At 67.3% G+C, this 13,340-nt stretch carries 12 protein-coding genes; 7 read left to right on the top strand and 5 right to left on the bottom strand.

Annotated elements, in window-relative coordinates; all coding sequences use genetic code 11:
- Positions 1-64: 64 nt before the first annotated feature.
- From AruCF_RS13290 to AruCF_RS13270, 5 genes are all read left to right on the top strand, one after another.
- Positions 65-790, top strand: a complete 726-nt coding sequence (locus AruCF_RS13290) for a c-type cytochrome (RefSeq protein WP_049073503.1) — start codon at positions 65-67, stop codon at positions 788-790.
- Complete coding sequence (locus tag AruCF_RS13285; protein WP_049073502.1) at positions 787-1,713, top strand: c-type cytochrome; 927 nt, start codon at positions 787-789, stop codon at positions 1,711-1,713. The genes AruCF_RS13290 and AruCF_RS13285 overlap by 4 nt, the downstream gene beginning before the upstream one ends.
- A gap of 153 nt (positions 1,714-1,866) precedes the next feature.
- Positions 1,867-2,499 carry a guanylate kinase gene (gene gmk / locus AruCF_RS13280; RefSeq protein WP_080977408.1) on the top strand — a complete coding sequence of 211 codons (633 nt, stop codon included), beginning with the start codon at positions 1,867-1,869 and terminating at the stop codon, positions 2,497-2,499.
- A gap of 46 nt (positions 2,500-2,545) precedes the next feature.
- Positions 2,546-2,749: a DNA-directed RNA polymerase subunit omega gene (rpoZ, locus tag AruCF_RS13275; protein ID WP_006394760.1), complete on the top strand. Its 204-nt coding sequence runs from the start codon at positions 2,546-2,548 to the stop codon at positions 2,747-2,749.
- Between the two features lie 22 nt (positions 2,750-2,771).
- Positions 2,772-5,066: a RelA/SpoT family protein gene (locus AruCF_RS13270; RefSeq protein WP_006394759.1), complete on the top strand. Its 2,295-nt coding sequence runs from the start codon at positions 2,772-2,774 to the stop codon at positions 5,064-5,066.
- Between the two features lie 141 nt (positions 5,067-5,207).
- Here AruCF_RS13270 and glnQ read toward each other — a convergent pair whose 3' ends face one another.
- The 3 genes from glnQ to glnH form a co-directional block, all read right to left on the bottom strand.
- Positions 5,208-5,936: a glutamine ABC transporter ATP-binding protein GlnQ gene (gene glnQ, locus AruCF_RS13265; protein WP_049073501.1), complete on the bottom strand. Its 729-nt coding sequence runs from the start codon at positions 5,934-5,936 to the stop codon at positions 5,208-5,210.
- A complete protein-coding gene (gene glnP, locus AruCF_RS13260) occupies positions 5,933-6,589 on the bottom strand; it encodes a glutamine ABC transporter permease GlnP (protein ID WP_035360348.1) in 657 nt (218 codons plus the stop codon). Before glnP ends, glnQ begins: the two co-directional genes overlap by 4 nt.
- Before the next feature lie 168 nt (positions 6,590-6,757).
- Positions 6,758-7,510 (bottom strand): glutamine ABC transporter substrate-binding protein GlnH, encoded by a 753-nt coding sequence (glnH, locus tag AruCF_RS13255; protein ID WP_020927507.1) that lies wholly within the window; start codon positions 7,508-7,510, stop codon positions 6,758-6,760.
- A 165-nt stretch (positions 7,511-7,675) separates the two neighbouring features.
- Here glnH and AruCF_RS13250 point away from each other — a divergent pair, with 165 nt between their 5' ends.
- Both AruCF_RS13250 and AruCF_RS29150 read left to right on the top strand, forming a co-directional pair.
- Positions 7,676-8,716: a C45 family autoproteolytic acyltransferase/hydrolase gene (locus tag AruCF_RS13250; protein ID WP_049073500.1), complete on the top strand. Its 1,041-nt coding sequence runs from the start codon at positions 7,676-7,678 to the stop codon at positions 8,714-8,716.
- A gap of 167 nt (positions 8,717-8,883) precedes the next feature.
- Positions 8,884-9,036: a hypothetical protein gene (locus AruCF_RS29150; RefSeq protein ID WP_155755457.1), complete on the top strand. Its 153-nt coding sequence runs from the start codon at positions 8,884-8,886 to the stop codon at positions 9,034-9,036.
- Between the two features lie 80 nt (positions 9,037-9,116).
- Here the strand turns inward: AruCF_RS29150 and AruCF_RS13245 are convergent, their stop codons facing one another.
- Entirely contained in the window at positions 9,117-12,740 is a 3,624-nt protein-coding gene (locus AruCF_RS13245) for a hydantoinase B/oxoprolinase family protein (protein WP_049073499.1), read from the bottom strand.
- 84 nt (positions 12,741-12,824) lie between these two features.
- The gene (locus AruCF_RS13240; RefSeq protein ID WP_006388202.1) at positions 12,825-13,334 is read right to left on the bottom strand and encodes a winged helix DNA-binding protein; all 510 of its coding nucleotides are present in this window, start codon (positions 13,332-13,334) and stop codon (positions 12,825-12,827) included.
- Positions 13,335-13,340: the final 6 nt, after the last annotated feature.

Genomic DNA, 13,340 nt, shown 5'->3' with positions numbered 1-13,340 from the left:
ATTTCCATATAATTTTGGGAAATTAACTTATTACCAAAATTCCAATAATCTTCGGAGTTCGACCATGGCATCACTGCCCTATTCCGCCATTCGCTGGGCGGGCGCGCTGGCCTTGGGGGCCGGCGCGCTCGGCGCATTGTCCGGTCCCGCGCAGGCCGCCGCCGACGGGCGCCAGATCAGCACCCAGGGCGCCAACGGCGCGCCGGCCTGTGTGACCTGTCACGGCGCCAATGGCGAAGGCAATCCCGCCGCCGGCTTTCCCCATCTGGCGGGCATGGGCGCCGCCTACCTGGCCGAGCAGCTCGACGCCATGGCCAACGGCTCGCGCGTGAGCCCGGTGATGGCCGCCACCGCCAAGGCGCTGGACCCGGCGCAGCGCCAGGCGGTCGCCGCCTATTACGCCGGCCTGCCGGCGCCGTTGAACGTCGACCGGCTGGCGGCCACGGCCCTGCATCCGGTCAAGCCCGACGATACCGGCGCCTGGCTGGCCACGCGTGGCGCGTGGGACAAGAACGTCCCGGCCTGTAACCAATGCCACGGCCCCGGCGGCATCGGCGTGGGCGCCAATTTCCCCAGCCTGGCGGGTCAGCCCGCGGCCTACATCGCCGGCCAGTTGCGCGCCTGGCGCCAGGGCCAGCGTCCGCCCGGCCCGCTCGGCCTGATGCCGGCCGTGGCCACCCGTCTGACCGACGCCGAGATCGACGCCGTGTCCGCCTACTACGCGGGCCTGCCCAAGGCCGCCGACCTGCTTGCCGCGCAAGCCAACGCCGCCCCGGGAGCCAAGCAATGAATCCGATCCGCCACCCAATCGCCCGTCTCCTGCTCGCCGTCGCCGGAACCGGCGCGCTGCTGTCGGCCACGGCGGCCTTCGCCGCCGACACGCGTCCCGAATTCACGCCGCCCAGCGCCGCCTCGCTGCCCGACACGGAATTCGGCAAGATCGTTCGCCAGGGCGAGCAGATCTTCCTGCACACGCCGCAGAATGCCAGCAAGTTCGTCGGCAATGACCTGAACTGCGCCAGTTGCCACCTGGACGCCGGCCGCCGCCCCGATTCCGCGCCGATGTGGGCGGCCTACGTGCTGTATCCGGCCTACCGCGCGAAGAACGGGCACGTCAACACGCTGGCCGAACGCCTGCAAGGCTGTTTCCGCTTCAGCATGAACGGCAAGCCGCCGGCGGCCGACGACCCGGTGCTGACGGCCCTGCAAACCTATATGTTCTGGCTGGCCAGCAAAGCGCCCACCGGCGTGCCGCTCAAGGGCCAGGGCTACCTCAAGCTGCCCAAGCCGGCCCAGAAGGCCGACTACGTGCGCGGCAGCGAGGTCTACGCGCAGTACTGCGCCGTCTGCCACGGCGCCGAAGGCAAGGGACAGAAGAACGGCGACCACTGGGTCTTTCCCGCGCTGTGGGGGCCGGATTCGTTCAACTGGGGCGCCGGCATGCACCAGATCGGCAATGCCGCCGGCTTCATCAAGGCCAACATGCCGCTGGGCCAGGCTGGCATGCTGAGCGACCAGGAGGCCTGGGACGTGGCGTATTTCATGAACGCGCACGAGCGGCCGCAGGATCCGCGCTATACCGAGTCGGTGGCCAAGACCCGCGCCAAGTATCACGACTCCGAGGATTCGCTGTACGGCATCGAGGTCAACGGGCACCTGCTCGGCAGCGATTCGCCCGCCCCCGGCGGCAAGCTGGCGCAGGCGGCGCGCTGACGCGGCCGCGCGCGGCGTCGGCCCGCCTCGATCGCCACCACCCCGTCCAGGTGGCGGCATGGCGCGGCGCGACAATGCGGCGGGGTTTTCCCCCTGCCGCGCCGCGCGATTTGCTATCCTTCGGGTCTCGGCATCACACGCTCGTCATATTTCATGCACGCCAATTCCGGCAATGTCTTCATGGTCGTCGCCCCCAGCGGGGCCGGCAAATCCAGCCTGGTCAAGGCCTTGCTGCAGCAAGACCCGTCCATCCTCCTGTCCGTCTCGTGCACCACGCGCGCGCCGCGTCCCGGCGAAGAAGACGGCCGCGAATACCGATTCATCGGCACCGACGAATTCAAGCAGATGCGCGACGAGCAGCGCCTGCTGGAATGGGCCGAGGTGCACGGCAATTTCTATGGCACGCCGCGCGACCGCATCGACGAAGCCACCCGCGAAGGCCGCGACGTGCTGCTGGAGATCGACTGGCAGGGCGCGCGCCAGGTGCGCCAGCGCTTCCCCGCCGCGATTGGCATTTTCGTGCTGCCGCCGTCCATCGAGGAACTCGAAAGCCGGCTGAAGGCGCGCGGCCAGGATGCGCCGCAGGTGATCGCGCGCCGGCTGATGGCCGCTGGCGGCGAAATCGCGCACGCGCCGGAATGCGAATATGTTATTATTAATCAAGAATTTAGCGTAGCCTTGTCGGAACTGACTCAAATCGTCAGCGCCGCGCGGCTGCGTTTTTCGTCTCAGGCCGCCCGGCACGCTGACTTGTTCGCGCAACTCGGCATCCCGGCGGCACACTGAAACGAATCCGCATTCTCCCTTTCCACCATCAGCACCAGGTGTCCTAATGGCTCGCATTACCGTCGAAGACTGTCTGAATCAGATCCCCAACCGTTTCAAGCTCACGCTGGCCGCGACCTACCGCGCTCGCGAGCTGGCGCAAGGCCATGCCCCGCGCCTGGACAGCAAAGACAAGCCCACCGTCACGGCCCTGCGCGAAATCGCGGGCGGCCTCACCGGCGCGGAAATGCTGCGTAAAGTTCCCACCTGATATTTTCCGGGGGGCGGCAAGCATGGCTTTTCCCGGGCTGAAGTACGCTTCATCAGGTCTGCTTGCCGCGCTACGTGCCGGCTCCCGTCTCGGGCGCCGCACGGGCAAGAAAGACAAGAACTCCCCCACGCCAGCCTCTGTCGCCGCCCAAGAGGCGGCGGACGCGACCGCCTCGCCGGTCGCCTCGCTGGCGCCGCTGACCGAAATCATCGGCAGCTATCTCGACAAGAAAGATGTGGAGCGCGTGCGCGAAGCCTACCGCTTCGCCGATCAGGCGCACCTGGGCCAGTTCCGCGCCAGCGGTTCGCCCTACATCTCGCACCCCATCGCCGTCACGGAAATCTGCGCGGGCTGGAAGCTCGACGCGAACGCGTTGTCCGCCGCCCTGCTGCACGACGTGATGGAAGACCAGGGCATCGCCAAGCACGAGCTGGCCGAGAAATTCGGCCCTGAAGTCGCCGAGCTGGTCGATGGCCTGTCCAAGCTGGACCGCCTGGACTTCGCCACCAAGGCCGAGCAGCAGGCCGAGAGTTTCCGCAAGATGCTGCTGGCGATGGCGCGCGACGTGCGCGTCATCCTCATCAAGCTGGCCGACCGCCTGCACAACATGCGCACGCTGGACGCGGTCAACCCTGAAAAGCGCCGCCGCATCGCCCGCGAAACGCTGGACATCTACGCGCCCATCGCTCACCGGCTGGGTCTGAACCTGCTGTTCCGCGAACTGCAGGACCTGTGCTTCGCGGCCATGTACCCGAACCGCTACCAGGTGCTGTACAAGGCCGTGCTGGCCGCGCGCGGCAACCGCCGCGAGGTGATCGGCAAGATCGCCGACTCGGTGCGCGCCGCCCTGCCGGCCGCCGGCATCGAGGCCGAGGTCACCGGCCGCGAGAAGACGCTGTTCGGCATCTACCGCAAGATGGTCGACCAGAAGAAGTCGTTCTCGGACGTGCTGGACATCTACGGTTTCCGCGTCATCGTCCACACGCTGCCCGAGTGCTACCTGGCGCTGGGCACGCTGCACCAGTTGTACCGGCCGGTGCCCGGCAAGTTCAAGGACTACATCGCGATCCCCAAGGTCAACGGCTACCAGTCGCTGCACACGACGCTGGTGGGCCCCTACGGCACGCCGGTGGAATTCCAGTTCCGCACCCGCGACATGCATCACGTGGCCGAGGAAGGCGTGGCCTCGCACTGGCTCTACAAGGGCGCCGACCTGACGCTCAACGACCTGCAGAAACGCACCCACCAGTGGCTGCAATCGCTGCTGGACATCCAGAGCCAGACCGGCGATTCGGGCGAATTCCTCGAACACGTCAAGGTCGACCTGTTCCCGGACGCCGTTTACGTTTTCACCCCGCGCGGCAAGATCATCTCGCTGCCGCGTGGCGCGACGCCGGTGGACTTCGCCTACGCCATCCATACCGACATCGGCAACCAGGCGGTGGCCGCCAAGGTCAACGGCGAGTTCGTGCCGCTGCGCACGGAGCTGAACAGCGGCGACACGGTGGAGATCGTCACCTCGCCCGCCTCGCGCCCGAACGCGCAATGGCTCAACTACGTGCGCACCGGCCGCGCCCGCTCGGAAATCCGCCACTACCTGCGCACCGTCAAGTACGAGGAATCGGTCGCCTTCGGCGAACGCCTGCTGGGCCAGGCCCTGCAGGAGCTGCACATGCCGCTGCCCGCTACCGACGATCCGGCCTGGCAGAAGCTGGCGCGCAGCACCGGCGCCAGCTCGCGCGAGGAAATCCTGGCCGACATTGGCCTGGGCAAGCGCCTGGCGGCCGTGGTGGCGCGCCGCTTCGCGCCGGAGCACCAACTGGTGGCCACCACCGCCGCCGCGGTGGACGAGCTGACCTCGGCCCGCAGCGCCCCGATCCTGATCCAGGGCAACGAAGGCCAGGCGGTGCAGCTGGCGCCGTGCTGCGGCCCGCTGCCCGGCGACCCGATCATCGCCGGCATGCGCATGGGCCACGGCCTGGTGGTGCATACCGCCGACTGCCCGGTGGCCATGCGCCAGCGCCTGCGCGAACCGGAACGCTGGATCAACGTCGCGTGGGACGCCCACACCGCCAAGCACCTGGCCACGCGCCTGGACATCGTCACCCGCAACGAGCGCGGCGTGCTGGGCCGGCTGGCCGCGGAAGTCACGGCGGCCGACGCCAACATCATGCATGTGACGATGCACGATGACGCGGTCTCGACGGTGTCGCTGCACCTGACCATCCAGGTCGACAGCCGCAAGCACCTGGCGCAGGTGATCCGCGCCATCCGCCACGTGCCGCAAGTGCAGAAGATCGTGCGCGTGAAGGGCTGAGGGGGAGGAGGAAGCCCACCCCCGAAGCGCTGCGCGCTTCCTCCTCAAGGGGGCATGTCTACGGACCGGCGGAGCCGGATCCGTGACATCCCGCTTGGGGGCGCTCTCATTGCGGCCTTTGAAGCGTGGAGCGATCCGTGCTCAGGCCACGTGTTGCAGGAAGTCCTTCAGGCGCTGGCTGGGCGGATTGTCCAGCAGCTCGGCCGGCGGCCCGTCATGGGCGATCTTGCCGGCGTCGATGAAGATCAGGCGGCTGCCGACCTTGCGCGCGAACTCCATTTCGTGCGTGACCACCACCATGGTCATGCCCTCCTCGGCCAGGTCGCGCATCACCTTCAGCACCTCGTGGCGCAGTTCCGGGTCGAGCGCCGAGGTCGGCTCGTCGAACAGCATCAGCTTGGGCTTGATGGCCAGCGCGCGGGCGATCGCCACGCGCTGCTGCTGGCCGCCGGACAGCTCGGACGGATAGTGGTTCATGCGCTCGCCCAGCCCGACCTTGCGCAGCAGCTGCTCGGCCAGTTCGCGCGCCTCGTCGCGGCCCTGGCCGCGCGTGTGGATCGGCCCGAACATGACATTCTGCAGCGCGGTCATCTGCGGGAACAGATTGAACTGCTGGAACACCATGCCGGCCTCGCGGCGGATCTCGCGCACCTGGGCGGCGCCGCCATGCACGCTCAGGCCGTCGACCAGCAGGTCGCCGCCGTTGATCGTTTCGAGCACGTTGATGCAGCGCAGGAAGGTGGACTTGCCGGAACCGGACGGCCCAACCACCACAACCACTTCGCCCGCGTCGATATTGAGCGAGATACCGTTCAGGACCGTGGACTCGCCGAACGTCTTGGTGACGTCATGAAATTCAACCATGCTCATAGTATGCGCATCCTCTTTTCCACCAGGTGCAGGATCAGCGCCATCGTGCCCGTCAGGATCAGGTAGACGATGGCGATGGCCGACCAGATCTCGACCGCGCGGAAGTTGCTGGCCATGATCTCCTGGCCCTGGCGGGTCAGTTCCGCAACGCCGATCACGATGAACAGCGACGAATCCTTCAGGCTGATGATGCACTGGTTGCCCAGCGGCGGAATCATGCGGCGGAACGCCACCGGCCCGATGATGTGGAACAGGATCTTGTGAAACGGCAGGCCCATCGCCTGCCCGGCTTCCTTCAGGCCCTTGTGCACGGACAGCAGCGAGCCGCGCACGATCTCGGAGATATAGGCGCCCGAGTTGATGATGAGCGTGACGATGGCGGCCCACTCGGCGTCCACCCGGATGTTCGCCAGCAGCGGCAAGGCGAAATAAATGAACATCACCTGCACCACGATCGGCGTGCCGCGGATCACCGCGACGTACACCTGGGCGATGCCCGACAGGATCGGATGCCCGTAGGCCCGGGTCACCCCGGAGAGCGCGCCCAGCAGGAACCCGCCGAACAGGCCCCAAAAGGTGATCTTGATGGTCATCTGCGTGCCCACCCACAGGTTGGGCAGCGCATCCATCACTACATTCCAGTCAAAATCCACGAATTACCCCTCAATGGCGCGCCTCGCGCGCCGCATCCTGGCGGGAATGCCCGGCGCCGCAAGCGGCTCGGGGCCGCCCCGTCCCGGGCCCGGCGTCGCCGGAGCGAAGCGCCGGGGCCCCAGACTGCCGGGCGGCCCCGAAATGCAACATCAATCCGGCGGGAAGGCTCAGGGCTTCTTGCCGAACCACTTTTCGTAGATGGCGTCGTACTGGCCGTTGGACTTGAGCGTGGCCAGGGCCTTGTTGACCTGCGGCACCAGTTCGCTGCCCTTGGGGAAGGCGATGCCGTAGAAGTCGCCGCTCTTGACCGAGCCGACCACCTTGACGCGGCCCTTGCCGGCCGTGTTGGCGTAGTACTGGACGTTGGGCGTGTCGTGCACGGCGGCGTCGACCCGGCCGGTGGCCAGTTCCAGGTAGGCGTTGTCGATGTTGGGGAACAGCTTGAGCTTGGCGTCCGGCACCTGGGCCTTCAGGAAGTCCACGGTGGCCGTGCCGGTCTTGACCGCGACGGTCTTGCCGGCCAGCGACTTGGCGTCCTTGATATCGGTGTTCTTTTCGCCCACCAGAATGGCCAGGCCGCTTTCGTAGTAGGGATCGGAGAAGTCGATCACCTTCTTGCGGTCATCGCGAATGGTGATGCCGGCCAGCGCCACGTCGATGTTCTTGGTCTGCAGGCCCGGGATGATGCCGTTGAAGTCCATCGGCTGCAGCTTGTACTTGACGTTCAGTTCCTTGGCGATGGCGGCCCACAGGTCGACGTCGAAGCCGGTGTAGGTGTTGCCCTGCTTGAACTCGAACGGCACGAACGCCGTGTCGGTGGCCACCACCAATTCCTTGCCTTGGGCATAGGCGCCGGAGGCGGCGCCGAACATGGCCACGGACAGGCCGACCAAGGCGGCGGCGACTTTACGTTTAATCATGAAACTCTCCTCTTGGGGCTGATAGCGCCCGGGGTTGCAGTTGGAACATGATGCGCGGGCCACGCCGGGATCACCGGAGCAACTTACGGCGCATGTTAACGCATCCGTCCCCACCGCAGAGAGCTTAGAAAAATTACAATCCGCATGACACCCCGGAGAATCCCCATGCCCTACAAGTATGTACGCATCGCCGGCAACCGGCGCCAGGTGGGCGTGGCGCTGGGCAGGCTGGCCCGCCCGCTGATGGCGACCTACCTGGACCAGAGCGCCACCTGGAAGGCGCTGCGCCCCTGGCGCGGCCATCCTTACGTGACCGAACTGGGCGAGCAGGCGCGCGCCGCGCTGCCGGCGATCTGGGAGGAACTGGAGGGGTTGGCCGAAGGGCTGGGAATGCCGCTGGCGGATGTGTTGCTGTGGAATTGCCGGGGCGACTTGCTGCACAGCAGCGGCAGCGGCGACGGCTGCACCTCGGTGGCGCTGAAGGCGGCCGATGGCACCCGCTGGATTGGCCACAACGAGGACGGCGATCCGTTCCTGTACGGCCGCTGCCATCTGGTGGACGTGGCGCTGGACGACGCGCCGGGCTATCTGAGCTTCTATTACCCGGGATCCCTGCCCGGCCATACCTTCGGGGCCAATCGCGCCGGTCTGGTGCAGACCATCAACAACCTGCGCACGCGCCTGCGCCAGCGCGGCCTGCCGCGCATGCTGCTGGCGCGCGCCGTGCTCGACTGCGCCACGCTGGACGAGGCCGTGGCGCTGCTGCGCGACGCGCCGCGCGCGGGGGGCTTTCACCATACGCTGGGGTCGGCGGCCGACGCCCGCATCTTCAGCGTCGAGGCGACGCCGGGCGCCGCTTCAGCGCAGGAGATCGGCACCCGGTATGGCCACGCCAACCACATGGTGCATCAGGCCAGCCGGGGGCAATCGCAGATCATCACCGACTCGTCGCGCGAGCGCCAGCGCCGCATCGAGGGCATCGTCGACACCTGGTCCCCCGCCACCATTGGCGCCGACCTGCTGACGGCGCTGCATGACACCGACGGCCAGCTGCCGATCCTGCGCACCGATCCCAAGGATCCGGACGGCGAAAACACGCTCGCCACCGCGATCTTCGAGATCGGCGATGGCGAGGTGACGCTGCGGGTCTATGACCGCAAGGCCAAGGCGGACATTGTGCTGGATGTGATGAACGATCCGGAGTGACGGGGCGCGAATCGTCTCGTGCGGACGGCCCAGCATTCACATTGATCGACACACCCGCACATCGATTAGGACTCGAACCATACGCGCCAGCGAAAAATCTCGGATCAATCGCCAACTGAAAATGGGGCGACGCTGCATAGAATGAGACTCAATTCATTGAGAGTCTCATGCGCGACAAAATACTCAACTACTTGCGTTCGATACCGTGGCACGATCCGGGAACGGTCGCCTTCATGATTGACCTGGTTCAAATCGTGGCGATCGTGATCGTTCTCATCCTTGTGGCGATCGCGGCAATTCGAAATTGGCTTTTCGCCTGAGAAGCCAATCCCAAGGCGCCAACGCAAACGGGGCGACCCGTGATGACCATCCCGGATCGCCCCGCCGTCATCCCACCGACTCAGCGGGCGCCGTAGCCCCCGCCTCCCGGCGTTTCCACCACGAACACGTCGCCCGGATGTAACTGGGCGCTGTCCTGCGGACCAAGCTCCTCGACCGTGCCGTCCAGCCTTTCGACATAGTTGCGGCCCATCGCGCCCGGCTCGCCACCGGCCAGGCCGAACGGCGCATAGCGGCGGTTGTTGGACAGGATCGCGGCGGTCATGTCTTCCAGGAAGCGGATGCGGCGCACGCCGCCGTTGCCGCCCGGATAGCGCCCCGCCCCGCCCGAACCGTGGCGGATCTCGTACGACTCCAGCCGCACCGGGAAGCGGAACTCCAGCACTTCGGGGTCGGTGAGGCGCGAGTTGGTCATGTGCGCCTGTACCACCGAAGTGCCCGGGAAGCCTTCGTCGTGGGGACCGGCGGCATCGATGCGCACGGGACCGGCGCCGGTGCCGCCCGAGATGGTCTCGTAGTACTGGTGACGCGCGTTGCCAAAGGTGAAGTTGTTCATGGTGCCCTGGCTGGCGGCCAGCACGCCGAGCGCGCCATACAGCGCGTTGACGATGCACATGGACGTTTCGACGTTGCCCGCCACCACCGAGGCCGGCGGGTTCGGGCGCAGCATCGAGCCTTCCGGCAGGATGATCGACAGCGGCACCAGGCAGCCGTCGTTCAGCGGGATGTCGTCGTTGACCAGGGTGCGGAACACGTACAGCACCGCGGCCACGGCGATGGCGCCCGGGGCGTTGAAGTTATTGTCCAGCTGGTCCGAGGTACCGGTGAAGTCGACCACGGCGCTGCGCGCCTGGTTGTCCACCCGCACCGCGACGCGGATGACCGCGCCGTTGTCCAGCGGATACTCGTAGCTGCCGTCCTTGAGCACCGAGATCACGCGGCGCACCGCCTCTTCGGCGTTGTCCTGCACGTGGCCCATGTAGGCCCGCACCACGTCCAGGCCGAAGTGATCGCACATGCGCAGCAGTTCCTGCACGCCCTTTTCATTGGCGGCGATCTGCGCGTGCATGTCGGCGATGTTCTGGTCCGGATTGCGCGCCGGCCAGCGGCCGGAGCCGAGAATGTCGCGCGCGGCCTGTTCGCGGAACTCGCCGCCCTTGACCAGCTGGAAGTTGGTGAACAGCACGCCTTCGTCTTCGACCGTCTTCGAATCCGGCGGCATCGAGCCCGGCGTGGTGCCGCCGATGTCGGCGTGGTGGCCGCGCGAGCCGACGTAGAACAGGATCTCGCTGCCCTTGCGGTCGAACACCGGCGTGATCACCGTGACGTCCGGCAGGTGGGTGCCGCCGTGGTACGGGTCGTTGACCACGTAGGCGTCGCCCGGCTGCATGCGGCCGGCGTTGGCGTTCATGACGGTGCGCACCGATTCGCCCATGGAGCCCAGGTGCACCGGCATGTGCGGCGCGTTGGCGATCAGGCGGGCCTGGGCGTCGAAGATGGCGCAGGAGAAGTCCAGGCGTTCCTTGATGTTGACCGAGTACGCCGTGTTCTGCAGGCGGTAGCCCATCTGTTCGGCGATCGACATGAACAGGTTGTTGAACACCTCCAGCATCACCGGGTCGGCCTGGGTGCCGACGGCGCGGCGCTCGGGGCGGGCCTCGACGCGGCGGATCACAAAGTGGTCCTGTTGCGTCAGCTCGGCCTGCCAGCCGGGCTCGACCACGGTGGTCTGGTTCGGCTCGGAGATGATGGCGGGGCCCGCCACCACGTCGCCGCCCGCCATGTCTTCACGCACGTACAACGGCGTGTCGCGCCAGGCGCCGCCGCTGTACATGCGCACCGCGCGGCGCGGCGCCAGCGCGCCATCGCGGCTGCGCGAAGCGGGCGTCTCGGTGACGCGCTCGCCGCCGCCGGTGGCTTCCACCGAGATGGTCTCCACCACCAGTTCGCGGTTGGGCATGAGGAAGGAATAGCGCTGGCGATAGGCCGCCTCGAAGTCCTTGCGGGCCTGGTCCAGGTCCGAATACGGCACTTCGAGCGCGGTGTCGGTGCCGCGGTACTTCAGGTGCAGGCGGCGCTGCACCTGGATGTCGCTGTCGGCCACGTGCTGGCGGCGCAGTTCGCCCACGGCCTGCTCGGCCAGCGCGTCCAGTTCGCCTTGCAGCTCGGCCATCAGCGCGGCGTCGAGCGTTTTTTCGACGGTCTTCTGGCGCATGTCAGTCTGGTCGGCCAGGCCCATGCCGTAGGCCGACAGCACGCCGCCCAGCGGGTGCGCGAACACGGTGGTCATGCCAAGCGCGTCGGCCACCAGGCAGGCGTGCTGGCCGCCGGCGCCGCCGAACACGGTCAGCGCGTATTCGGTGACGTCGTGGCCGCGCTGCACCGAGATGCGCTTGATGGCTTCGGCCATGTTGCCGACGGCGATTTCCAGGAAGCCTTCGGCCAGTTGTTCCGGCGTCATGTCACGGCCGGTGGCGGCGCGGACCTCGTCGGCCATGGCCTCAAAGCGCTGCACGACCGCGTCGCGGTCCAGCGGCTCGTTGGCGTCGGGGCCGAAGACCTTGGGGAAGAAATCGGGCTGGATCTTGCCGAGCAGCACGTTGCAGTCGGTCACGGCCAGCGGGCCGCCGCGACGGTAGCAGGCGGGCCCGGGGTTGGCGCCGGCCGAATCCGGGCCGACGCGCAGGCGCGCGCCGTCGAAATGCAGGATCGAGCCGCCGCCGGCCGCGACCGTATGGATGCTCATCATCGGCGCGCGCATGCGCACGCCAGCCACCAGGGTCTCGAATTCGCGCTCGAATTCGCCGGCGTAGTGCGACACGTCGGTGGAGGTGCCGCCCATGTCGAAGCCGATGATCTTGTCAAAACCCGCTTGTTCGCTGGTGCGCACCATGCCGACGATGCCGCCGGCCGGGCCGGACAGGATGGCGTCCTTGCCGCGGAAGCGGTGCGCGTCGGTCAGGCCGCCGCTCGATTGCATGAACATCAGGCGGATGCCGGGCAGCTCGCTGGCCACCTGGTCGACGTAGCGCTTGAGGATGGGCGACAGGTAGGCATCGACCACCGTGGTATCGCCGCGCGAGACGTACTTGATCAGCGGGCTGACCTCGTGCGAGGCCGATACCTGGGTGAAACCGATCTCGCGCGCGATGCGGGCGGCGCGCTGCTCGTGGCCGGTGGCGTGCCAGGCGTGCATGAAGACGATGGCGACGGTGCGGATGCCGCTGTCGTACGCCGCCTGCATGTCGCGGCGCAGCGCCGCTTCGTCCAGGTCGCGGATCACTTCGCCATCGGCGGCGACGCGCTCGTCGGCCTCGACCACGGCCTCGTAGAGCATTTCCGGCAGCAGCACGTTGCGGTCGAACAGGCGCGGGCGGTTCTGGTAGGCAATGCGCAGGCCGTCGCGGAAGCCGCGGGTGGTGACCAGCAGCGTGCGTTCGCCCTTGCGTTCGAGCAGCGCGTTGGTGGCGACCGTGGTGCCCATCTTGACGCATTCGACCTGCTCGGCCGGCACCGGCTGGCCGGGCGCGATGCCCAGCAGCTTGCGGATGCCCGCCACCGCCGCGTCGCGGTACTGCTCGGGGTTCTCCGACAGCATCTTCGCGGTGGTGGTGGTGCCGTCGGGGCGGCGCGCCACGATGTCGGTGAAGGTGCCCCCACGATCAATCCAGAATTGCCACTTCATATTCATCCTCGGGTACAAGAAGCCGCCACGGCGCTGCCGGCCGCGGCGTGCGGGTGGTGGTACGGGAAGGATCCCGCGTATCGGTTACAGGGAGGTCGCGGCGCGCGCGGCCTGGTCGTACAGGCCGGACAGGGCGCGCAGCGTGTGCGCCAGCTGGCGGCTGAATTCCAGGCCGCCCCCGCCCGGCGCGTCGAGGCCGGCGGTGAGGCATTGTTCGCGGATTTCGCCGTAGCGCTTGATGATGGCCGCGCCCTCGGGCGTGACGCTGTAGAACACTTCCTTGCTGGCGCGCTCGCCCTTGACCACGCCCAGGCGGTCGAGCTTTTTCAGCGCGTAATTGACGATGTGCGTGTCTTCGACATTGAGCGTGAAGCAGATGTCGGCCAGCTTCTTGGGGCGCTGGCGGTGGAACACGTGGTGGAACACCATGACGTCGGTGGGCGTCAGGTCAGGCAGGCCCGCCGCCGCCATGCAGCGCACGGTCCAGCGGTCAAAGGCGTGGCTGGCGATCATCAGGCCGAATTCGACTTCGGACAGATCGGGCGCGCTGCCCCCGGCCAGGTGGGCCGACGAGGCGATCAACGTGGAGGTCATAACGGC

Source organism: Achromobacter ruhlandii (assembly GCF_002082135.1).
In the GTDB taxonomy this organism is placed as follows: Bacteria; Pseudomonadota; Gammaproteobacteria; order Burkholderiales; family Burkholderiaceae_B; genus Achromobacter; species Achromobacter ruhlandii.
This window is presented reverse-complemented; position numbering and strand designations above follow the sequence as displayed.